The sequence below is a fragment of the Pseudomonas sp. UBA6276 genome (genome assembly GCF_002438365.1).
Classification (GTDB): domain Bacteria; phylum Pseudomonadota; class Gammaproteobacteria; order Pseudomonadales; family Pseudomonadaceae; genus Aquipseudomonas; species Aquipseudomonas coleopterorum.
Genome location: NZ_DJUS01000134.1, coordinates 25,186 through 46,947 on the forward strand (window position 1 = coordinate 25,186; position 21,762 = coordinate 46,947).

21 protein-coding genes are annotated in these 21,762 nt (G+C 62.8%); 8 read left to right on the forward strand and 13 right to left on the reverse strand.

Going from position 1 to position 21,762, the window contains the following annotated elements:
- Window positions 1-114: 114 nt before the first annotated feature.
- Together B2V21_RS16205 and B2V21_RS16210 are read right to left on the reverse strand one after the other, a co-directional pair.
- The gene (locus B2V21_RS16205) at window positions 115-843 is read right to left on the reverse strand and encodes a DUF72 domain-containing protein (RefSeq protein ID WP_286917383.1); all 729 of its coding nucleotides are present in this window, start codon (window positions 841-843) and stop codon (window positions 115-117) included.
- Window positions 844-845: 2 nt separating this feature from the next.
- Window positions 846-1,271 (reverse strand): DNA methylase, encoded by a 426-nt coding sequence (locus tag B2V21_RS16210; protein ID WP_286917384.1) that lies wholly within the window; start codon window positions 1,269-1,271, stop codon window positions 846-848.
- A 174-nt stretch (window positions 1,272-1,445) separates the two neighbouring features.
- On the opposite strand from B2V21_RS16210, the gene B2V21_RS16215 reads away from it, so the two are divergent.
- Both B2V21_RS16215 and B2V21_RS16220 read left to right on the forward strand, forming a co-directional pair.
- Entirely contained in the window at window positions 1,446-3,443 is a 1,998-nt protein-coding gene (locus B2V21_RS16215; RefSeq protein ID WP_286917385.1) for a peptidase U32 family protein, read from the forward strand.
- A gap of 216 nt (window positions 3,444-3,659) precedes the next feature.
- A complete protein-coding gene (locus tag B2V21_RS16220) occupies window positions 3,660-4,778 on the forward strand; it encodes an HPP family protein (protein WP_286917386.1) in 1,119 nt (372 codons plus the stop codon).
- On the opposite strand, the gene B2V21_RS16225 is transcribed toward B2V21_RS16220, so the two are convergent.
- Window positions 4,775-5,011, reverse strand: coding sequence for a hypothetical protein (locus B2V21_RS16225; RefSeq protein WP_286917387.1), 237 nt, complete (start codon window positions 5,009-5,011; stop codon window positions 4,775-4,777). The genes B2V21_RS16220 and B2V21_RS16225 overlap by 4 nt on opposite strands.
- A 230-nt stretch (window positions 5,012-5,241) precedes the next feature.
- On the opposite strand from B2V21_RS16225, the gene B2V21_RS16230 reads away from it, so the two are divergent.
- The 4 genes from B2V21_RS16230 (at window position 5,242) to B2V21_RS16245 (ending at window position 10,127) form a co-directional block, all read left to right on the forward strand.
- Window positions 5,242-5,934: a type 1 glutamine amidotransferase domain-containing protein gene (locus B2V21_RS16230; RefSeq protein WP_286917388.1), complete on the forward strand. Its 693-nt coding sequence runs from the start codon at window positions 5,242-5,244 to the stop codon at window positions 5,932-5,934.
- 314 nt (window positions 5,935-6,248) lie between these two features.
- Window positions 6,249-7,370, forward strand: coding sequence for a DUF1624 domain-containing protein (locus B2V21_RS16235; RefSeq protein ID WP_286917416.1), 1,122 nt, complete (start codon window positions 6,249-6,251; stop codon window positions 7,368-7,370).
- A gap of 215 nt (window positions 7,371-7,585) precedes the next feature.
- Window positions 7,586-9,823, forward strand: coding sequence for a sensor domain-containing protein (locus B2V21_RS16240; protein ID WP_286917389.1), 2,238 nt, complete (start codon window positions 7,586-7,588; stop codon window positions 9,821-9,823).
- An 85-nt stretch (window positions 9,824-9,908) separates the two neighbouring features.
- Window positions 9,909-10,127: a hypothetical protein gene (locus B2V21_RS16245; RefSeq protein ID WP_286917390.1), complete on the forward strand. Its 219-nt coding sequence runs from the start codon at window positions 9,909-9,911 to the stop codon at window positions 10,125-10,127.
- Between the two features lie 19 nt (window positions 10,128-10,146).
- Here the strand turns inward: B2V21_RS16245 and B2V21_RS16250 are convergent, their stop codons facing one another.
- Genes B2V21_RS16250 through B2V21_RS16265 form a run of 4 tightly spaced genes read right to left on the reverse strand, consistent with a single transcriptional unit; the run spans window position 10,147 to window position 13,082 of the window.
- The gene (locus tag B2V21_RS16250) at window positions 10,147-11,022 is read right to left on the reverse strand and encodes a transporter substrate-binding domain-containing protein (RefSeq protein ID WP_376787140.1); all 876 of its coding nucleotides are present in this window, start codon (window positions 11,020-11,022) and stop codon (window positions 10,147-10,149) included.
- Complete coding sequence (locus B2V21_RS16255; protein ID WP_286917391.1) at window positions 11,019-11,780, reverse strand: amino acid ABC transporter ATP-binding protein; 762 nt, start codon at window positions 11,778-11,780, stop codon at window positions 11,019-11,021. Before B2V21_RS16255 ends, B2V21_RS16250 begins: the two co-directional genes overlap by 4 nt.
- On the reverse strand, window positions 11,777-12,436 hold the full coding sequence (locus tag B2V21_RS16260) for an amino acid ABC transporter permease (protein WP_056842401.1): 660 nt from the start codon (window positions 12,434-12,436) through the stop codon (window positions 11,777-11,779). Before B2V21_RS16260 ends, B2V21_RS16255 begins: the two co-directional genes overlap by 4 nt.
- Window positions 12,417-13,082, reverse strand: a complete 666-nt coding sequence (locus B2V21_RS16265) for an amino acid ABC transporter permease (RefSeq protein WP_286917392.1) — start codon at window positions 13,080-13,082, stop codon at window positions 12,417-12,419. Before B2V21_RS16265 ends, B2V21_RS16260 begins: the two co-directional genes overlap by 20 nt.
- 434 nt (window positions 13,083-13,516) lie before the next feature.
- Between B2V21_RS16265 and B2V21_RS16270 the strand changes: the two genes are divergently transcribed.
- Entirely contained in the window at window positions 13,517-14,398 is an 882-nt protein-coding gene (locus B2V21_RS16270) for a LysR substrate-binding domain-containing protein (protein WP_286917393.1), read from the forward strand.
- Here the strand turns inward: B2V21_RS16270 and B2V21_RS16275 are convergent.
- From B2V21_RS16275 to B2V21_RS16290, 4 genes are read right to left on the reverse strand one after another with little or no spacing between them, the layout of a single operon-like run.
- Entirely contained in the window at window positions 14,371-15,597 is a 1,227-nt protein-coding gene (locus tag B2V21_RS16275; RefSeq protein WP_286917394.1) for an aminotransferase class III-fold pyridoxal phosphate-dependent enzyme, read from the reverse strand. The two genes, B2V21_RS16270 and B2V21_RS16275, sit on opposite strands and share 28 nt — an antisense overlap.
- 27 nt (window positions 15,598-15,624) lie before the next feature.
- A complete protein-coding gene (locus tag B2V21_RS16280) occupies window positions 15,625-16,911 on the reverse strand; it encodes a TRAP transporter large permease (RefSeq protein WP_286917395.1) in 1,287 nt (428 codons plus the stop codon).
- Complete coding sequence (locus B2V21_RS16285) at window positions 16,908-17,402, reverse strand: TRAP transporter small permease (RefSeq protein WP_286917396.1); 495 nt, start codon at window positions 17,400-17,402, stop codon at window positions 16,908-16,910. Before B2V21_RS16285 ends, B2V21_RS16280 begins: the two co-directional genes overlap by 4 nt.
- A gap of 2 nt (window positions 17,403-17,404) precedes the next feature.
- A complete protein-coding gene (locus B2V21_RS16290) occupies window positions 17,405-18,397 on the reverse strand; it encodes a TRAP transporter substrate-binding protein (RefSeq protein ID WP_282346576.1) in 993 nt (330 codons plus the stop codon).
- Between the two features lie 371 nt (window positions 18,398-18,768).
- On the opposite strand from B2V21_RS16290, the gene B2V21_RS16295 reads away from it, so the two are divergent.
- A complete protein-coding gene (locus B2V21_RS16295) occupies window positions 18,769-19,536 on the forward strand; it encodes an ATP-binding cassette domain-containing protein (RefSeq protein WP_286917397.1) in 768 nt (255 codons plus the stop codon).
- Window positions 19,537-19,555: 19 nt separating this feature from the next.
- On the opposite strand, the gene fhuF is transcribed toward B2V21_RS16295, so the two are convergent.
- Together fhuF and B2V21_RS16305 are read right to left on the reverse strand one after the other, a co-directional pair.
- Complete coding sequence (gene fhuF, locus B2V21_RS16300; RefSeq protein WP_286917398.1) at window positions 19,556-20,305, reverse strand: siderophore-iron reductase FhuF; 750 nt, start codon at window positions 20,303-20,305, stop codon at window positions 19,556-19,558.
- 90 nt (window positions 20,306-20,395) lie between these two features.
- Entirely contained in the window at window positions 20,396-21,745 is a 1,350-nt protein-coding gene (locus B2V21_RS16305; protein WP_286917399.1) for a lysine N(6)-hydroxylase/L-ornithine N(5)-oxygenase family protein, read from the reverse strand.
- Window positions 21,746-21,762 lie beyond the last annotated feature (17 nt).

Here is a 21,762-nt window from a genome sequence, read left to right on the forward strand (position 1 = left end):
TCCGGCCTCACCGGCCTCACCGCATTCCCCTGTAGCAGCGGCGCGAGCCACGTCCGGGTTCAACGCGTTTATCCAGATACACCGTAGGTACCGCCGACGCAGCTTGCGCAGCTGCTACAGGGGTGGATTTTCTGGAGGGTTGGTGGTGCGCAGCGCGTCTGCTGTCGCGGCGCCGGAGGCGGTGTTGTCGAATATGCACCATACCTCGGCGTCGGTGGCGGCTTCGGCCAGGAGCAGGCGCAGGTGTGCCAGATATTCAGCGCTGTACGCGTCGTGATAGATGCGCGGCGAACCGTGCAGTCGCCAATAACGAAAGCCGCGCCAGCCTTCAGGGGTGATATCGGTGGCGATGCGTGAAGGATCGACCGCCGCTTGGGCAATGCGGTAAGCCTGCAGGATCGGCTCGGCCTCGACCCAGGAAGCATGGCGCGGTTCGAGCACCACATGGCCTGCAAATCGCTCGCGCAAACAACGGAAGAAATCCTCGGCAGCCTGCACTTCGAAAGCCAGAGACGGCGGCAATTGCACCAGCAGGCAGCCGAGCTTGTTGCCCAGCTCACCACATTGCGCCAGGAATTCATCGAGGCCCGTGGCGCAGTCGCGCAGGCGCTGCACATGGGTGATCTGTTTCGGCACCTTCACCGAGAAGCGGAAGTCGTCCGGCACCGACGCGGCCCAGCGGGCATAGGTCTGTGGGCGATGCGGACGGTAGAACGAACTGTTGATTTCCACGCAACGCAACCGTGAGGCATAGCGCTGCAAATGGGTGCCGTCGCCCGTAAAGTGCTCAGCGTACTCGCGCGGCAGGCTCCAACCGGCGCAGCCTACGCGTACTTGGTCCATGCTCAAAACAAGGCTCCGCCGGCTTCGCGCATGAAGATCTCCACGGTTTTGGGCCCTACCCCATCGAACTGTGCCAACCTGCGTTCAAAATCCGTGCGATCGGCACTGGCCTCGCGCATCTGGCTGACACTGCCGCCGTACTCCGCCGTCAATGTCTTCGCCAGCGCGCTCAGCCGCGTCGCCGTACTCTCGTCATAGCGCACGTAATGCGCCTCGCCCAGCATGGCCACCAACTCGCGATGCGTGCAGTGGCCCAGCTTGCGCGGCGTATCGCGACCGTGTTTTTCGACCAGCACCCGATAGGCCTGAACGGCGATATCGGCCTGAATGCGCTTACCCATCAGAAAGCTGGCCAGCAACCACTTGAACAGGCCGTGCCGCTCGGTGATGTCGATGCCCAGATCCTGGGCGGTGATGGACTTGCTCATCGGCGGTATCCCTGATTGGCTGCGGCACGGACGCTGCCCGGTAGACGCCAGCCCCACTCGGCGGTTCGATCCGTCTTCCCGCAACAGACAGCGCTGCGACGCGCGGGCCGTGCCGTTGTGGTCATTCGCCGCTACAATAGCGACCTTGACCGTGATGACTCAGACCAGAAAAACATGTCCCTGCCCAAGCACCACCTCGAACTGCTCAGCCCCGCACGCGACGTAGCCATCGCCCGTGAGGCCATCCTGCATGGCGCCGACGCCATCTACATTGGCGGGCCCAGCTTCGGCGCGCGTCACAACGCCAGCAACGAGCTGAGCGATATCGCCGAGTTGGTGACCTTCGCTCGCCGCTATCACGCGCGGGTGTTCACCACGCTCAACACCATCCTGCACGACAACGAACTGGAACCGGCGCGCAAGCTGATACACCAGTTGTACGACGCCGGCGTGGATGCCTTGATCGTGCAGGACCTGGGGGTCATGGAGCTGGATATTCCGCCGATCGAGCTGCACGCCAGCACCCAGACCGACATCCGCACCCTGGCGCGGGCCAAATTCCTCGACCAGGCCGGCTTCTCCCAGCTGGTACTGGCGCGGGAACTGGATCTGGGTGAAATCCGCGCCATTGCCGCAGAAACCGATGCAGCCATCGAGTTCTTCATTCACGGTGCGTTGTGCGTGGCGTTTTCCGGGCAGTGCAACATCTCCCACGCGCAGACCGGGCGCAGTGCCAACCGCGGCGACTGCTCCCAGGCCTGCCGCTTGCCCTACACCCTCAAGGATGACCAGGGTCGCGTGGTGGCCTACGAGAAACACCTGCTGTCCATGAAGGACAACAACCAGAGCGCCAACATCCGCGCGCTGGTCGAGGCCGGCGTGCGTTCGTTCAAGATCGAAGGCCGCTACAAGGACATGGGCTACGTGAAGAACATCACCGCCTATTACCGCCAGCGCCTGGACGACGTGCTGGAAGACCGTCCGGATCTGGCCCGGGCTTCCAGCGGTCGTACCGCACACTTCTTCGTGCCGGACCCGGACAAGACCTTCCACCGCGGCAGCACCGACTATTTCGTCAGCGAGCGCAAGATCGACATCGGTGCGTTCGATTCGCCCACCTTCACCGGCCTGCCGGTCGGACGCGTGGAGAAAGTCGCCAAGCGTGACATGCTGGTCGTCAGCGAGCAGCCGCTGTCCAACGGCGACGGCCTGAACGTGCTGGTCAAGCGCGAAGTCGTAGGTTTCCGCGCCAACATCGCCGAGCTCAAGAGCGAGTTCGACGAAGACGGTCAGAAGCGCTATCGCTATCGCGTCGAACCCAACGAGATGCCGGCTGGGCTGTTCCAGTTGCGCCCCAACCACCCGCTCAATCGCAACCTGGACCACAACTGGCAGCAGGCGCTGCAGAAGACTTCCGCCGAGCGGCGCGTCGGCGTGGCCTGGCGCGTGCAGTTGAGCGAGCAACGTTTGCAACTGACCGCCACCAGCGAAGAAGGCGTGCGCGTGGATGTAGCGCTGGAAGGCCCGTTCGGGCCGGCCAACAAACCGGAGCAGGCGCTGGATCAGCTGCGTGACCTGCTGGGGCAACTGGGCACTACCCAGTACCATGCAACGGCCATCGAACTAGATGCACCGCAGGCGTTTTTCATTCCCAACTCGCAGCTCAAGGCGATGCGTCGCGAAGCGATCGAGGCGCTGACCACCGCGCGCGTGCTGGCCCATCCGCGTGGCAGCCGCAAGGCCGAGACGACCCCACCGCCGGTGTATCCGGAATCGCACCTGTCGTTCCTGGCCAACGTGTACAACCAGAAGGCTCGCGATTTCTATCATCGCCACGGGGTCAAGCTGATCGATGCCGCGTACGAGGCCCATGAAGAGCCGGGCGAAGTGCCGGTGATGATCACCAAGCATTGCCTGCGTTTCTCGTTCAATTTGTGCCCCAAGCAGGCCAAGGGTGTGACCGGGGTGAAAACCAAGGTTGCGCCCATGCAGTTGATTCATGGCGATGAAGTGCTGACCCTGAAGTTCGACTGCAAGCCGTGCGAGATGCACGTGATCGGCAAGATGAAGGGGCATATCCTGGACCTGCCGCAGCCGGGCAGTGGCGTCAATGTGGTGGGTCAGATCAGCCCGCAGGATCTGATGAAGACCATCCGCCGCGCGCCCCATTGATACGGTGGGTTGATCGCGCCGTGTCTGGGCTGTCGCATTGGCGCCCGACGCGGCCACCCAATACCTGTAGCAGCTGCGCAAGCTGCGTCCGATGGCACTGCGTGGGGTCAGATGATCCGCGTGGCCTGTGACGCGGCTCGCGCCGCTGCTACAGGGGAATGTGAGGCCGGATACTGATGCCGGCCCTGTTTCACAGCCGGAACTCAAGCACCTGCAATGAATATCTTCACCCGCCTCTGGCCGACCCGCCAACCGATCAATGCCCGGGAAAAATGGCGTGCCTGCATCGGTGCCGCCCTGGGCGTGCTGGTGGTCGGGGTGCTTGCAGCGCTGGGCCTGCAGGGGCACTGGGCCTCCGAGCACGGCGCCCTGGGGCTGGCCATCGTGGCGCCCATTGGTGCCAGCGCCGTGCTGGTGTTCGCCCTCCCCGCCAGCCCCTTGGCCCAACCCTGGGCAGTGGCCGGTGGCAATACGCTGAGCGCGCTGGTCGGCATTGCCTGCGCCAAATGGATTCCCGATCCGACCCTGGCCGCCGCCCTCGCCGTAGGCCTGGCAATCGCACTGATGCTCGCCGCCCGCTGCCTGCACCCACCCGGTGGCGCGGCGGCACTGCTGATGGTCGTGATGGGTTGCGAACACTTCGCCTATGCCGTGAATCCGGTCCTGCTCGACTCGCTGCTGCTGGTGGCTGCCGGCCTGCTCTACAACAACCTGACGCGTCGGCCCTGGCCTCATGTGCCTGCGACGCCCCAACCATCGGCCACAGGACGATTCAGCCGCGCCGACCTGGACGCCGCGCTGGTGCACTACAACCAGGTCCTCGACGTCGATCGCAACGACCTGCAGACATTGCTCGAACTGGCCGAAGCATCGGCCTATCAGCGCAACATGGGCGAGCTGCGCTGTGCCGAAGTCATGAGTCGGGAACCGATCACCGCACGCCAGGAGATGCCGCTACGCGAGGTCTGGGCACTGATGCGCAAGCACAAGATCAAGGCCCTGCCGGTCATCGATCGCCAGCGCCATCTGATAGGCATCGTCACCGTGGCCGATTTCATGCGGCAACTGGACCTGGACGCCCACGACGGCGTGGCCTGGCACCTGCGCGCCCTGCTGCGACCCGGACGCAATCGGCCGACGACCAGCAGCGTTGGGCAGATCATGACCCGTTCGGTGCGCGTCGCCAGCGCCGATCGGCTGCTGACCGAGCTGGTGCCGGTGTTTTCGGAGAACGGCCATCGGCACATTCCGATCATCGACAGCGAGCGCCGTCTGGTGGGCATCATCACTCAGTCCGACCTCATCCGCGCGCTGTACCGGGCGGTCAGCGCCTAGTTGGCGGGAGCATCGGGAAGCTGGATATCGGTCAGCCCCATCCGTGCCGCCTGCTCCAGAACCTGCTCGTCGCTGTCCTCGGCGGTGGGCATCACCAGGCTATTTTCGCCGTCGCCGAAGTGCAATTGCACCAGGTGCATCACCACAGCGTGGAGGCCCGGCTCGATCCGAGCCGGTGGCGTCCAGCTGCGCGACTCACCGTTGAAGCGGTATTGAACGGATGCGGTTGCCATGGGACATCTCCTCTTGGTAGCGGACGTGTGCGGGGGCTCGGCCCTGCAGCAACTGACTGAAGTGATCCGCCAGCGTTCCTTCGGTTCGGCACGAGAGGCGCCGGGGGATTGTCTTGAACGTCTGCGTGCATGTGCTTTCTGAACACTGTGCTTTCTAAACACTGTGCTTTCTGAACACGGAACCGGGCAATGCCGTGCATTGCATCCCCACACCTGCAGGAGAAATGTGCATGAAGATCTTGATGGTTCTCACGTCCCACGATCAGTTGGGCGATACCGGCAAGAAAACCGGCTTCTGGCTGGAAGAATTCGCCGCCCCCTACTATGCCTTCATCGACGCCGGCGCCGATGTGACGCTGGTGTCGCCCAAGGGCGGCCAACCACCACTGGACCCCAAGAGCGACGAGCCGGATGCGCAGACCGACGCCACCCGCCGCTTCGCCGATGACGCAGAGGCCAAATCTGCCCTCGCCGACACCTTTCCGCTGAGCGAAGTCGACCCCTACGATTTCGATGCCGTGTTCTATCCCGGTGGGCACGGTCCGCTGTGGGACCTGGCTGAAGACACGGATTCGAAAACCGTCATCGAAGCGTTCTATGCCGCCAACAAACCGGTCGCTGCCGTCTGCCATGCACCGGGTGTGTTCAAGAACGTGAAATCGCCCGATGGCGATTCCATCGTCAAAGGCAAGAAGGTCACCGGTTTCACCAATTCCGAAGAGGACGCGGTCGGTTTGACGGATGTGGTGCCCTTTCTGGTCGAAGACATACTCAAAGCCAATGGCGGTGAGTACTCCAAGGGTCCGGACTGGGGCAGCTATGTGGTCGAGGACGGCCACCTGATCACAGGGCAGAACCCTGCGTCCTCCGAAGCTGCGGCTCAAGCCTTGATCAAGCGACTGCAGCAGGAAGAGAGTGCCTAATTGGTGACTGCCTGACACACGGCGGCGCTCTGTTCGCGGCCGATGACCGCTCCTACAAGGAGTGCCGCGTAGGAGCGGTCCGTGGCCGCGAAGGGCCTCACCGGTTTCCATGACACACAGTGGCGTTTTTTGCGGCCGGTGACCGTTCCTACGAGAAATGCTCGCACAGCGGCAATTTCAAATTTTCACGTTATATCGTAACATTCGCATCCCGATTTATTTTTGGATGCCTGCCCATGGCCGACGCTGCCCCTTCACCACCCTTTCCCAGTTCGCTTTCCACGGCCTCGACCCAAGCGGTATCACGCACGCGCATGCTGACGATCGATGCACTACGTGGATTGGTCATGCTGTTCATGCTCGTCGATCATGTGCGCGAAACGTTTTTTCTGCATGTTCAGGTCAGCGATCCCATGGATCCGGTCAACACACCTCCCGAACTGTTCTTCACTCGCATCAGCAGCATGGTCTGCGCCCCGGTGTTCGTTTTCCTTACCGGCCTCTCGGCTTGGCTGTACGGACAATCCCATAGCCCACGGGAAGTCTCGATATTCCTCCTCAAGCGCGGACTGTTTCTGGTCTTTCTGGAACTGACGCTGGTCAACTTCGCCTGGAACGCGACTCTGGTGCCCACCACCTTGTGGCTGCAAGTGATCTGGGCCATCGGCCTGAGCATGATCGCGCTGGCCGCGCTCATCCATCTGCCCCGTACTGCGCTGGCGATCGTGGGTGTCTTCATCGTCGCCGGCCACAACCTGCTGGACGGCATCGTTCTGACCGCAGAGTCGCCCTTCTTCGAGATCTGGTCGATCCTGCACCAGCGCGCGTTCCTGGAAATCACCGAGTTCACCCGCGCGCGCACGACCTACCCCATCCTGCCGTGGATCGGGCTGATCGCACTGGGCTACTGCGCCGGCCCCTGGTTCGGTCGCGACGCCGACCCGGCACGGCGCCTGCGTCTGCTGCTGAACTGGGGTGTGGGTTTGCTCGTGGGGTTCATTGCCATCCGCTACCTGAACGGCTACGGCGAGAAGCCATGGAGCGTGCTGGACGACAACGTCCGCACCTTCATGAGTTTCATGTCGCTGACCAAGTACCCACCGTCACTGCTGTACCTGATGCCCACCATGGGCGCCGGGCTGCTGCTGCTCGCCTTGTTCCAGCGCCTCGAAGGCCGCCCGGTGCTCGAAGTGCTGTCACGCTATGGCGGCGCGCCGATGTTCTTCTATGTGCTGCACCTGCTGGTGCTCAAAGCCATGTACCTGATCGCGGTGCAGATCTGGGGCCTCAATCAGGGCAAGTACTACGGCTTCGACAGCCTGAGCGGGATCTGGCTATGGACCGTGGCACTGGCCGTCGCACTGTACTTCCCCACCCGCTGGTTCGCGCAACTCAAGCAACGCCGCCGTGACATCGGCTGGTTGAAGTACTTCTGAGCAAACCAGGGGAGCATGCAGGCACTACCGCTGGCGCCGGGTAGACGACCGTTGATCGCTGCCCGTCCCCGCCTGCCGGGAAATAAAAGGCGGTCGCGCAATTTAAATGCGTAGAGGGGGTCCGACCGGGAGGCGTAGTGCTAACATCACCATGATGTCAAAATGACATGTCGTGACAGGAGGTCGCCGCTCCCCTCCTTGCTTGGGTCCTTCATATGCTTGCAGCTGTTCCCGAAAACGCTACATCGAACACCGCTTTAAAAGGTCTGATCCAGGCAGCGGCGGCCATCACTCAGTGTTGCGGCGGCTTGCTCATCGAGGGTCCGCCCGGTGCCTGGCGGGTGACCGCCGCCTACGGTACGACACGGGAGGTGCCGGTCGATGCGGCCACCGAGTCCTGGCTGCGCATGCTGATGTCCTACGGCGACGTGGTCGACATCGGTGACGGCTCGCCCTTCATTCATTCGGTGCCGGACTTCCTGGGGTCGCTCGCAGACACCTACCGTGTGTGTATCGCTGTGAAGGACAGCAGCGATGTCCTCGCCGGCATCGTCCTGCTGGCGCTGACACCGCCGTTCAAGCTGCTCAGCGCTGCGCAGATCTATGCGCTCAAGACCCACTCGGTCGCTCTGTACCACACCGCTCCGCACCCGGCGGTCAGCAATGGCCCCACCGGGGTCATCGAGCGGCTGCGCCTGCTGGAGTCGGTGGTCGTGCATGCCAAGGATGCTATCCTGATCACCGAAGCCGAGCCGATCGACCTGCCCGGCCCGCGTATCGTCTACTGCAACCCGGCGTTTCTGGCGACCACAGGGTTCAGCCTGGAAGAGATCGTCGGCAAGACACCACGCATCCTGCAATGCGAGGAAACCGATCGCAGCACCCTGGATCAGATCCGGAGCGCGCTGACCCGGTGGCAACCGGTCGAGGTCGAACTGATCAACACGCGCCGCGATGGCACCCGTTTCTGGGTGCAATTGAGCATCGTGCCCGTGGCCAACGAAAAAGGCTGGTTCACCCACTGGGTGTCGGTGCAGCGTGATATCAGCGAGCGCAAGGAAGCCGAAGAAGGCCTCAGGCAAGCGCAGATCGACCGTGAGGAACAGGTGGCGTTGCGTTCTCGCCTGGTGGAGCGCGAGCGGATCCAGGAAGAGCTGACCTACGCGGCCTTCCACGATGACCTGACCCGGCTGAAGAACCGCGCCTACTTCATGGCGCAGATCCAGGAGGTCTTCAATCTGGCCCAGGCCGAGCGCGATGCGGCGGTGCTGTACCTGGACCTGGATCGCTTCAAATACATCAACGACGGCATGGGTCACCGCGCCGGCGACATCCTGTTGCAGATCGTGGCGCAGCGACTGCAATCCTGCCTCACCGACAACGCTGTCCTGGCGCGCATCGGTGGCGACGAGTTTGCCATCCTCCACACCGGCGAGGCGTCCAAGCAGGCGGCCATCGACACCGCAAAACGCGTTATCCAGGCACTCGGCGTTGCCGTCGAAGTCGAGGGTCAGGCGATCTTCACTTCGTGCAGTGTCGGCATCGTCACCCTCGACGCTGCGCACACCGGTGCCGAAGATCTGGTGCGCGATGCCGACGTCGCCATGTATGCCGCGAAGAAGCAAGGCCCAGGCAAGTGGGCGCTGTTCGACCTGTCCATGCGCCAAGCGGCGGTGGACCTGCTGTTGATGCGCAATGCGCTGAAGCACGCCTTGGCGCGCGAAGAGTTCTACCTGGTCTACCAACCCATTTTCCACGCCGGCTCGCGCCGCGTCGCCGGCGTCGAAGCGCTGGTTCGCTGGCAGCATCCGGTGCTCGGCAACGTACCGCCCGACGTGTTCATCGCCGTGGCGGAAGACATCGGCATCATCCACGAGATGGGCCGCTGGGTCATGCAGACGGCCTGCGCCGAGATCAAGCGCTGGGACGCCAGCCCCGCTGCGGGGTTGCGACTGAACGTCAACGTCTCCGGCGCCGAACTCAATCATGTGGGATTCGTGGCGAAGGTCGCGCAGATCCTGGAAAGCACGTCGCTGAGCCCACGCGACCTGCAAATCGAAATCACCGAATCGGTGTTTCTCAACGAGCCGGAAACCGTGGCCATCGCCCTGGCCGACTTGCGCAAGCTGGGCGTGCACATCGCACTGGACGACTTCGGCACCGGCTACAGCTCGCTGGGTTACATCGACCGCTACCCGATCGATTCGATCAAGATCGACCGTTCGTTCGTCACGCGTATGATGACCCACCGCCGCACCATCGCCATCGTCACCAGCATCCTGTCACTGGGCAGCGCGCTGGGCGTCGACATCGTCGCCGAGGGCGTGGAAACCCAGGACCAGTTGGACCGACTGCAAGCGCTGGATTGCCCGTTCGTCCAGGGTTACCTGCTCAGCCCGCCGTTGCGGGGCGAGGAGATGAAGCATTTGCTGGGGCTGCGCAACGAGGACTGAGCGCACCCGTGCGCCAGGCCAACACCAAGTAGCCTTTTGGAGCAGACAAAGGCTAAGCTGCGCGCTCAATGGAAAGGAGTCTGCAATGAAAGAATTGGCTGCGATATTGATCTTGGGCCTGCTAACCGGCTGCGCCTCCTACAGCGACAGAGGTACAGGCGAAGGCGGGCGTGAGATCGGTAGCAAGGGCTACACCGTACGCTGCGATGCCACCCCTGCCAATCAACCAGGCTGTTACTCTCCCGCGCCCTCCTACTCGTGGAACTTCATGAAGAACTTCCATCTCAAGCTGGGGCAGAACTGATCGGTTCGATCGGCTGCCCTCAAGGCTTCCAATGACCCCCTTCAACGATGACCAGATTGGGATCGGTGTCCGCTGGCAAGTCCTTGCGCACGTACTGGTCATAAAGCTTGAGCAGGGCTTTCTCTTCGCCAAGCTTTGCCAACTCCTCGTTCACCCAGTCGCGCAACTCGGTGTTGCCCTTCTTCACGGCCGGCGCGATAGGCGCTTCGTCACCCAGCTTCTCGGCAAGCACGCGATAGCCGGGGTTCTGCTTGGCCCAGTTGAACAGCACCAGGTTGTCCTGGGCGTAGGCATCGCCGCGGCCGCTGGCCAGGGCCTGCAGTGATTCGGAGTTCTTTTCGAACTTCAGCAACTTCCAGTCCGGGTGGTTCTTGGTCAACCACAGATCGGCCGTGGTGCCGGTGGTGACGATGGTGGTCTTGTCGGCCAGGTCATCGAGCTTCTGGACGCTGCTGGCATCGGCCACCAGCGCCTGCACGGCCACCCGCAGGTTGGGGTTGGTGAAGTCCACCACTTGGCTGCGCTCGGGGGTCACGGTCATGTTGGCCAGGATCAGGTCGACCTTGTCGCTTTGCAGAAACGGTATGCGGCTGGCCGGCTCGACGCTGACGAACTCGATTTTCTTCTCGTCTCCCAGCAGGTCCTTGGCGAAGCGCTTGCCCAGGTCGGTGTCGAACCCGACGTATTCACCTTGCTCGTTGACGAAACCAAAGGGCGGCTTGTCGCTGAATACCCCGACGATCAGTTTGTCGCGGGCCTTGATGGTTTCCAGGTAACTGGTGGCAGGCTTCGCCGTCGCGGCCGGGGTGGCGGCCTTGGGCTCGGCCGGTTTGTCGCAACCGGCCAGCAGTCCAAGGGCGAGTACGGGTAGAACCAGGGCAGATTTGAAGTTCACGATGCTTTCCTTTTCGACATGTTTTCTACGTAGGAAAACCTTTCCAGGAACTGCTGCGCGCGTGCGGTCTGCGGGGCGCTGAAGAAGGTTTCGGGATCGTTCTGTTCCGCGATGCGGCCGCGGTCCATGAACAGAATGCGGTCGGCCACCGCCCGGGCGAAGGCCATTTCGTGGGTGACAATGAGCATGGTCATGCCGCCCTGCGCCAGATCGAGGATCACCTCCAGGACTTCCTTGACCATTTCCGGATCCAGCGCAGCGGTGACTTCGTCGAACAGCATGACCTTGGGGTTCATGCACAGCGCCCGTACGATGGCGATCCGCTGCTGCTGGCCGCCCGAGAGCTCGCGGGGGTAGGCGTTGGCGCGCTCGGCCAGGCCAACCCGAGCCAGCAGCGCCTCGGCCTGCTGCCGCGCCTCCTGGGCATCGCGCTTCTGTACCTGCAGTGGCCCCAGCAGCACGTTCTGCAACACGGTCATGTGCGGAAACAGGTGATAGCTCTGGAACACCATGCCGATCTGCTGACGCACCCGGCGCCAGTCGGCATTGGCGGGCAGTCGCTGGCCATCGAAAGTGAAGGTGCCGCTGTGACCCAGCTCCAGGCCGTTCAGGCAGCGCAGCAAGGTACTCTTGCCACAACCGCTGGGGCCAAGGATCACCACCACTTCGCCTTCGCTCACGCGCAGATCGATGTCGGTCAACACTGGTGTGTCGGCGAATTTCTTGCTGAAGCTTGCGAGTTCGATCAATGCGCTCATGCGTGATTCCAGCGCCGTTCGAGCACGCGGGAGGCGGCCGACAGCGGATAGCAGACGATAAAAAAGAAGACGAACAGAAATCCGTAGATCAGCACCGATTCGTAGGTACGCTCGATGATCTGCTGCCCAACCTTGGTGATGTCGACAACGCCGATCAGTACCGCCAGCGAGCTGGTCTTGAGCAAACGAGTGCAAACGTTGATGACCGGCGGGGTAAGGCGCTTGAGCGCCTGGGGCAGCAATACCCGGCCGTACAACTGGCCCAGGTCCAGGCCGATGGCCAGGCCCGCTTCGCGCTGCCCGCGGGGTATGGAGCGCAGCGCACCGCGCACGACCTCCCCAATCTCGCTGGCGCCCCACAGCGACAGCACCAGCACCGCGCACCAGAACGCAGGCAGGCTGACGCCGAAGAAGATCGGCAGGCCAAAGAAGAACAGGTACAACCAGACCAGTACCGGAATGGCGCGAAACAGCTCCAGGTAGACCCTCAGCGGCACGTCCAGCCAGCGTTTGCCGAGGCTGCGCAGCACGCCATAGAGCAGGCCGCCGATACTGCTGAACAGGATCGCCAATGCGGAAATACCCAAGGTGCGACCGGCCCCGGTGAGCAGTTGCGGTGCCGATACCCAGAGCAACTCAAGACCCGAACTGGCCATGTTGGAGCCTCCTTTCCAGCAGACCCAGCAGCAACGACAGCGGCAAGAACAGCAACACACACAGGCCGGTCATCACCGCCAGCATCTCGTAGGTCTTGTAATACAGGGCGATGTAGCTCTTGGTGGTGTAGAGAATTTCCGGCACGGCAACGGCTGACACCACCGTGGTTTCCTTGAGCAGGAACACGAAGTTGGCGAACAGCGCAGGCAGGCTGAGAATGCCTGCCTGGGGCAGGATCACGTGGCGCAGCAGCTGCCAGCGCGACAGACCGATGGACAGCCCCGACTCGATTTGCGCCTTGGGCACCGCCTCGATACCGGCACGCAGGATCTCGGTCAGGTACGCACCCCCCATGAACGTCATGGCAATGACGGCCGCCGCGAAACCGGAAATCCGTACGCCCAGAGCGGGCAAGGCGAAATAGATGAAGAACAGCTGGATCAACAGCGGCGTGTTGCGGGCGAGTTCGACGTACAGCGGCACCAGCCGATGCAGCAGCGGAACCTTGAACGTGGCGATGGCCGCATTGAGCACCGCAACGGTCAGTGAACTCAGGATGGCTATCAAACCGACCTGCAGAGTGACGCCGACTGCCCGCACAAAGGCGGGAAGCGTGGACAGCGCAAACGCGTAGTCGAAAGTCATCGTCCGACCTTCAAACCGTTGGAAATGGACAAAGCGAACATCGGAAAGCGCCTGCGTATGACGTGCGGGCGGTGAGTGTAATCGACCGTTCCAGATCCAATTAATACTGAATAAACATAAGCTTAGACAGCGATCGCCCTCTGTTCCTCAGGTAGCGGACTTCTTCTGGCTCCCATGACGCCGGTTTTACCGAGCGCGGCTTGATGGCAACCTGAATCAACGTTACCGAGGCGATAGCCTGTCATGAAAGGTAACACTGTGATGCTGAACCCCACCGAGGCCTGAGGCGTGAGCACCACCGGGGATGTCTGGACAGGCAGGAAGCAGAGCTGAACGCGACCTGAACACTGCGATGAGACGAGCGATGAAGGTGTGGGAATGAAACGTGCATGATCACGTCAGCCCGCTGTCTTTTCACCGAGGGACCCTGCCCCATGCGCCATCTCGACACAGACTGTCTTGCCGCCTTCGTTGCGGTCATTGATTACGGCGGTTTCACCGCCGCCGGTGAGCGGATCGGCAAGACACAAGCGGCCGTGAGCCTGATGCTCGGTCGGCTGGAGGCCAGGGTCGGCCGCAAATTACTGGAGCGCTCACGTCGCGGAGTGACACTGACCGAACACGGCGAACGCCTGATCGGCTATGCGCGGCGTATTCAGATGCTCGAAGATGAGGCACTCACGGCCCTCGAATGTGGCCAGGAAGCCACACGCATCCGCATCGGCATGCCGGATGATTACCTGGAGACCCTGGGCTGTGAACTGATGCAGGCGTTCACGCAGCGTCATCCTCATCTTCAGGTGGAAATCATCTGTGATTTTTCCTCGCGTCTGGAAGCGATGATTGCCGAAGGCAGCATCGATATCGCCATCATCACCCGTGCCAATGGCAAGCTGCAGGGCGAGCTGCTGCGCTGCGAACCGATGCTGTGGTGCGCATCGCCAGAACATTTTCCCGAACAGCAACGCACCCTGCCGTTGTCGTTGTTCACCGACAGTTGCCGGGCAAGGCCGCAGATCATCGAAGCACTGGACCGCCTCGGTACGCCGTGGCGGGTGGTCAGTTCCTCATCGCATCTACCCGGCGTGATGCATGCCGTGCGTTTGGGTACGGCGGTCACGGTGCTGCCGGCGTCCGTGGTGCCGCCGGGCTGGCGAATTCTGCGCGGCGAGCAGCTTCCGGAACTGCCGAGCATTGAACTGGCGTTGCTGATGCCCGAGCATGCCTTGCTCAACACCCGCCGCCTGGCCCACTTCGTCCTTGACCGATTCCGGGCGGCGATCGCGCCTCAGAGCAAGGCGATTGCGGCTTTGTAGCCGTCGAGCAGCATCTGCAGAGCCTCTTCGTCGTGGGCGAAGGTCAGGTAGACCCGGCCAAAGGCGAACGGCATGGTCATCACGCCCTGGCGACGCAAGGCCTTGTGCAGGGCGAGGGTCCAGTCGCTGTCAGCCACCTGCACGGCTTCGGCGTAGGTGAGCGGGGGTGTTGTCGAACGCCACAAGGTGAACACCGAGCCGTAGCCGGTGGTGCTGACCGCTATCCCCTTCTGCGCGAAGGCAGCCACCAGATCGGCGCGCAGTTTGTCACCACGCGCAAGCAGAGCCGGGTAGTCAGCGCTCGCCAACTGTTTCAACGTGGCCAGTACCGCTGCGCACGCCGGCGGGGCGCCGCTGTAAGTCCCCGCACGGATGATCTTGCCCTGCTCGAACAACTCCATGTACTGCGGCTTGCCCACCAGGGCGGCCACCGGCACTCCGCTGCCGATGGCTTTGCCGACGGTGGCCAGGTCCGCTTCGGCGCCCAGCAGGGTACCGCTCAGACCAGGATGCAGGCGCAGCCCCATCAAGACTTCGTCGAGGATCACCAACGCGCCGTTGGCGTGGGCCAGGTCGCTGAGATGCTTCAGATAGCCTGGCGCCGGCACAATGCAGCCGGCATTGGCCAACACCGGCTCCACCACCACGGCGGCGATGTCGCCGCAATCGCGGAACAACTGCTCGGCATCAGCGAAATCGTTATAGCGCAACAGCAGCATGCCGTCCTGTTCAGGACGCTCGTTACCCGCCATCAGCGCCGCCGGTTGCCCGGCGTTGCCAAAGGCCACCGCGTCGTACCAGCCGTCGTAACCCGCGGCGAACTTGGCAATGCGTGTGCGGCCGGTGGCTACCCGAGCGGTTCGGCAAGCCAAGTGCACCGCTTCACTGCCGGTGTTGACGAAGATCACCTGGCTGAGCTCACCAGTGAAGCGGGCCAGCGCCGCGGCGGCACTCTCTTCGTCGGCATGCGCGAACGAGGGCATCGGGCCATTGCGCAGGGCGGCGCTGCTGGCCGCGACGACCTGGGCCTGGGCATGGCCTAGCATCGTCGCGCCAAAGCCCATGGCGGTATCAACGTAGCGCACGCCCTGCTCATCCCACAGCCAAGGCCCTTCACTGCGGCCGACACCGAAGGCCTGGCCATCGATTTCAGGCAAAGCGCGGCCGCCGCTGGAAATTCCACCGATCAAATGTTTCATCTGCATTTCTCTACACAATGAGGGGGCTCAGTAGCCCATGACACGTGGCAGCCACTGGGTCAGGCCAGGGAAGAAGACCAGTAGAGCGATGGCGAATGCGGTGGCGATCCAGAACGGAATCAGCCGGCGCGATACGGCACCGATTTCGATGCGACCGACGTTGCACACCACGAAGATATTGGTGCCGATGGGCGGTGTGAACAGTCCCCAGCCCAGCGTCATGGTGAAGATCAGGCCGATCTGGTACGGCTCGAAACCGGCGGCCTTCGCCACGGGGACCAGGATCGGCGCGAGGATGATCATTGCAGGGCCCAGATCGAGCCAGAAGCCCACCACCTTGAGCACCAGAATCACCAGCAGAATGGTCATCAACGGCCCAGTGTGCATATCGACGATCCACGACGCCACGGTGTGCGGTACCAGTTCGAAGGTCAGTATCCAGCCGAACGGCATGGCGACGGCCATGATGATCATCACCGAGCCGGTAATCGTCACCGCTTCGGTCACAGCAGGGAACAGATCACGCCAGCCCAACTGTCGGTAGATCACGGTGCCCACCGCCAGTGCGTAAAGCACCGACAGCGAGGCAGCCTCGGTAGCCGTGGCAAAGCCGGTCACGATCGAGCCCAGCACCATGATCGGCATCAGCAAGGCCGGCAAGGCACCCAGCAGGTCTCGACGCAGTTCGGCCCAGTCCATCTTGCCCTCGACCTTGGGAAAGTGTCCGCGAACGCCGACCACATACGCCGTCACCATGAACACCGCCGCCAGCATGACGCCCGGGATGACCCCAGCCATGAACAGGCCGCCGATGGAGGTGTTGGTCAGCACACCGAACATGATCAGAATCACGCTGGGTGGAACGATGATGCCCAGGGTGCCCGACGCAGCGGTCACCGCGGCAGCGAAGGCCCGCGGATAGCCCCGCTCCTCCATCACCGGGATCATCACCTTGGCCACGGTACCCGTGTCCGCGGTGGCCGAGCCCGTCAGGCCGCCATAGACAAAGGCGGTGGCAACGTTGACCAAGCCCAGACCGCCGCGCAGGCGACCGAAGCAATGCTCGGCAACACGCATGATGCGCAGGGTGAGCCCGCCGCGGTTCATCAACTCGCCCGCCAGCAGGAACAATGGAATTGAAGCGAGGGTGGACGAGTCGGCGCCGCGCAGGGTTTGCTGGGCGAGCCAGGCCAATGGCAGGTGCAGATCGCCGAACAGCAGGGCGGCAATGGTGCCACCCGCCATGGCCCACACCACCGGTAGACCGGCGAGCAACAGGCACACGAATGCCAGGAACAAGATCAGGACGGTCATGGGCGAACTCCGCTACGAGTCAGGCGGATCAGACGGATCAGCGCCAGGACGGCAAGCATGGCGGCGGCACTGACCAGCGCTGCCGAGCTCAGGCCCGCCGGCCAGCGCAGCACCGGCGTCGGCGCCCAACCGGTGCGCGCGATGAACGCACTGCCGCTGTACAGCAACCAGCCGCTGATGGACAGCAGAGCCAGGCTGGCGAAGGCGTCCAGGCCTCGCTGAACAGGGGCCGGCAACAGGTTGGCCAGGCCTTGGAAGCGTACGTTTTCATGGCGGATCTCGGCAATCACGGTGCCGATGAAGGTCACCCAGATGAAGCCGAGGGTGGCGATCTCGAATGACCACTCGAACCCATGCAGGTTGAAATAGCGCGAGAACACCCCGGCCAGGATGGCCAGGAAGGTCACGGTGAACATCACCGCACCGGCCACCGCCAACGTACGCTCCGGCCAGCCCTTGGGCGGCAGGTCCGGGTGTTGGGAAATAGACATGGTTACTGGCCCTGGGCGTCGCGACGCAGCTGATTGACGAAGTCTTCACCCCAGACCTTGCCGAACTGGGCGTAGACCGGGCCGGCCAGCTCGCGGAACGGGCCAGTCTCGACCTCGTTGAACTTCACGCCCTTGGCTTCCATTTCGGTCTTGATCTTCGCGTAGACCGCTTCGAGCTGGGAGCGATACCAGGCGGTGGCGTCAACGACGGCTTTGTCCAGCGCGGCACGTTCGCTGTCGTCCAGGCCTTCGTAACGGTCTTTGTTGATGAACCAGAAATTGGCAGACCACACGTAGTTGGACACCGAGACGTTCTTGGCCACTTCGAACCACTTCTGGTCGTAGAAATCCCGCAGTTCAGGCTCGACCCCATCCACCACGCCCGATTGCAACGAGGTGTAGACCTCGCCGAACGGGATCGACTGGCCCAGGGCGCCAAGCTGTTTGATGGTGGCCAGAATGACCGGGTTGGGCGGAGTGCGGATCTTCAGACCGTTGAGGTCAGCAGGCTTGAAGATCGGGTGCTTGCTGTTGGCGAACTGGCGAAAACCCGAGTCCAGGGCCGAGAGCATCACAAAGCCATGGTCCTGGCCCATGGTCAGGAATTTCTTGCCGGCCGGGCTATCCAGATAAGCATGGACCGCAGCGGCGTCCTTGAACAGGAAAGGCAGCGACAGGGCATTCAGGCGCGGGTCGATGCCGTCGGTCGAACCGCCCAGGCCGATATCGATCGCTCCGGCGCCGACCGAATCGACGATCGGGGCCTCGTCACCCAACTGGCCGTCCGGATAGAGCTGCACTTTCAGCTCGCCCTTGGTCTGTTCACTGACCTGCGCGGCGAAACGCACCATGGCCTGGTTGATCAGGCTTTCAGAGCTCGAGGCATGGGCCAGACGCAAGGTCTGCGCTGCCATCGCGCCGTTCGCGCCGATAAGCAGCGCCAGGCCGGTCAGGGCGCTGAGGGCGAGTTTTTTGCGGGGAAACGTTCCGAACATGGCGGCGACCTCTGGGTGAAATAGCGTCGAAGCTATTAACCACGACAGGTCGCCGGAGCGTCAATCGAGCGATGGCCTTTTGCGATTAAGATCTGAAATGTGACCATACGATTATTTATGAGACGGCGGGATCCCCCCGTAGAACCTGGTCCGATCGACCCCAGGCGCCAGACGCTTACCGGTCAAGCTCGCGGTGATCCAGCAGATGTAAAACCTCTATTACAACTACTTGAGTAACGTTTTCTGGTCTTGCCCCAAGTTCATTTCACTGCAGCTCGGAGCCGGTCAGGATGGCAACCAATTCAACCCCCACCCTTTGATAATGGTTCTTATCTCGTTTAGATTAGCGTCTTTCTTTTCAGGACCCTTCCATGTTCGAGTTGCAGGCCGCGTCCTTCTGCATTCCCGAGTGCACCCTTCTGCACCCCCTCGACCTGAGCCTGCCCCACGGCCAGATCATCGGTCTGATCGGGCACAACGGCTCGGGCAAATCGACCTTGATCAAGCTGCTGGCCCGCCAGCAAGCCGCCAGCCAGGGCACGGTGAAGCTCGATGGCGTACCCTTGGCGGACTGGAAAAACCGCGAGTTCGCTCGGCAGGTGGCGTACCTGCCGCAGCAACTGCCGGCCGCCGATGGCCTGAGCGTCCGCGAACTGGTGCGCTTTGGCCGCTACCCGTGGCATGGCGCGCTGGGACGCATGAGCGAAGAGGACCATGCTCAGGTCGAACAGGCCCTGGAGCTGACCCACACCCGCGCCTATGCCGAGCGCCTGGTGGACAACCTCTCCGGCGGCGAACGCCAGCGGGTCTGGCTGGCCATGCTGCTGGCGCAGAACAGCCGCTACCTGTTGCTCGATGAACCGACCTCGGCGCTGGACATCGCTCATCAGATCGAGGTGCTGGGCCTGATCCGCGAATTGAGTCACAAGCTGGACCTGGGCGTGGTCGTGGTGCTGCACGAGATCAACATGGCTGCGCGTTACTGCGATCACCTGGTGGCGTTGCACAGCGGGCGGCTACTCGTTCAGGGGCCACCGGCTGAGCTGATGAACGCTGAAGTGCTGGAGTCGATCTACGGCATCCGCATGGGGGTCATGGCGCATCCGGGCGATGGCTCGGCGATCAGCTTCCACTACTGAGCGCGACTGCCGGACTGAATCAGGCCGGTACCCTGACGGGATTCACCTTCAGCGGGCAATTGCCGCACAGCTCAAGCTCGGGCAAGAGATAACGCACGCAGCAGACCTTGCGCTCGCGGCGCAAGGTGGGTTGGCCGCTGGCGTCGTCGATGGGCAGGTAGCGCACCGGCTGGAACAGCGGGTTGCGGGTGCCATCGGGGCGTGTCTTGGTTTCCAGCAGAGCGCGGCCCGGCGCCAGGCGTTCGGCAGGCATGCCGGCCTTGGCCATCAGGTTGAGCAGGTTTTCGAAGTAGTTGCCGGCGTTGCTCCACAGCACCTTGGGCGACAGCTTGGTCTGGCTGGCCATGGCCTGGAACAACGGCTGCAGGTGATCGTCGAGCAGGCCTGCGAACAGCTCGAACGGCTCGTTCACATCGGCGGCGAACGGCGCGCCTTTGTCGCTCAGACGAAAGCCCTGGGGCAGCGCGCCTTCGTCCAGCAACAAGGCCGTGTCGGCCAGCCCCAGCGGCAGGCGCCAGCGCAACAGCAACGTGGCGCCCATCACCGGCGGCAACAGTTTGACGATGTAGTGCTTGGCCCACAACGACACCCAGGCACGGCGATCGTCGCCGTTGTAGCGCTGACCGAATCGCCGCTGAAGCTCGGCGAAGGCATCGGGCGCCAGTAGCTCGTCGTACACAATAACTGGCCGCGGATCGTCGGCCAGCACCAACACGTCCCGGTAGGCTTCGAAATCGCCGCGAAACAGCGGCGCAAGCACGTCTATCATCAGCCCCTGGCACCTGTGGTCATGTGAGCAAGTGAATGAGAAACAGCATCATTCACCCAGCATATCCGATCCGCCGCTCCTGTTCAGCCATCACGCCGAGAGGCTTCGCCCGACCGCGCGGCGTGCGGCGTTCGGGCGGGCCTGGCCGACGCCCTCCAGGCGCTGCTCCAGGGCAGCGGCGATCTCTCCCGAACGAGCCGGCAGCACCGACAGCAGCGTGTCGCTCAGCCCATGGGAGTGCTGGCTGAAACCCTGGATGAAGACCGGCGTTTCAAGCTCCGGGCGGGCGATCAACTGGTAGTCGCGGTCGACCCGGAAGTCGTCCAGGTAGTCCTTCAGTGGAGCGAGCAGTTCGCGATGGGAACGACGCTCGTAACCGGTGGCCAGAATCACCGCATCGTAACGCCGCGCTTCGGTGCTGCCGGTGGCCAGGTCGCGCAGTTGCAGTTGCACGCGGCCATCGACGTCAGTGGCGCTTTCGATCATGCGTCGGCAGAGGAAACCATGGCGCTCGACGCCGGAGACTTTCTGGCGATAGAGCATGGCGTAGATGCGTTCGATCAGGTCCAGGTCCACCACCGAGTAATTGGTGTTGTGATACTCGCGGATCAAACGCTCACGCTCTGTTTCGGGCTGATTGAACACCAGGTCGGTATAGTCCGGGCCGAAGATTTCATTGACGAACGGGCTGTCGTCCGCCGGCTTGAGCACGGCCGCGCGCAGAATCATGTCGACCTGAACGTTGGGGTAGCTGTCATTGAGGTCGATGAACGCCTCGGCCGCGCTCTGCCCTGCGCCCACCACCGCAATGCGCATCGGCTCGCCACGGCTGCAGGGTTGGGTGGCCATGGCCGACAGGTAACGGGCATGGTGGAACACCCGTGGGTCGTCCTTGAACGAGGCGAACGCCTGGGGGATCTTCGGCGTGCCGCCGGTGCTGACGATTACCGAGCGGGTCTGGCGCTGGACTTCGCGGCCCTGGTGCTCGCTGACCACGTTCAGGCGCTGCACCCGGCCATCCCCTTCCACGATCGGTTCGACACGCAGCACCTGCTCGCCATAACGGCTCTGCTCGGCGAACTGCTGCGCGACCCAGCGCAGGTAGTCGTTGTACTCCATGCGACAGGGGTAAAAGGTGCCCAGGTTGATGAAGTCCACCAGGCGACCGTGGGCCTTGAGGTAATTGACGAACGAGAAACGGCTGGAGGGGTTGCGCAGGGTCACCAGGTCCTTGAGAAACGAAATCTGCAGTTCGCTCTGGGCGACCAGGGTGTTGCCGTGCCAGCTGTAGTCGGGCTGACGCTCCAAAAACAGCGCGTCGAACGGCCGCCCTCCCTGCTCCGCGCGCTCTTGCAAGGCGATGGCCAGGGCCAGATTGGACGGGCCGAAGCCGATGCCGATGAGGTCGTGGGGAGCCGTCGGGGTGAGGTGCTGCGTCATGTGACCGATTCCTTCCA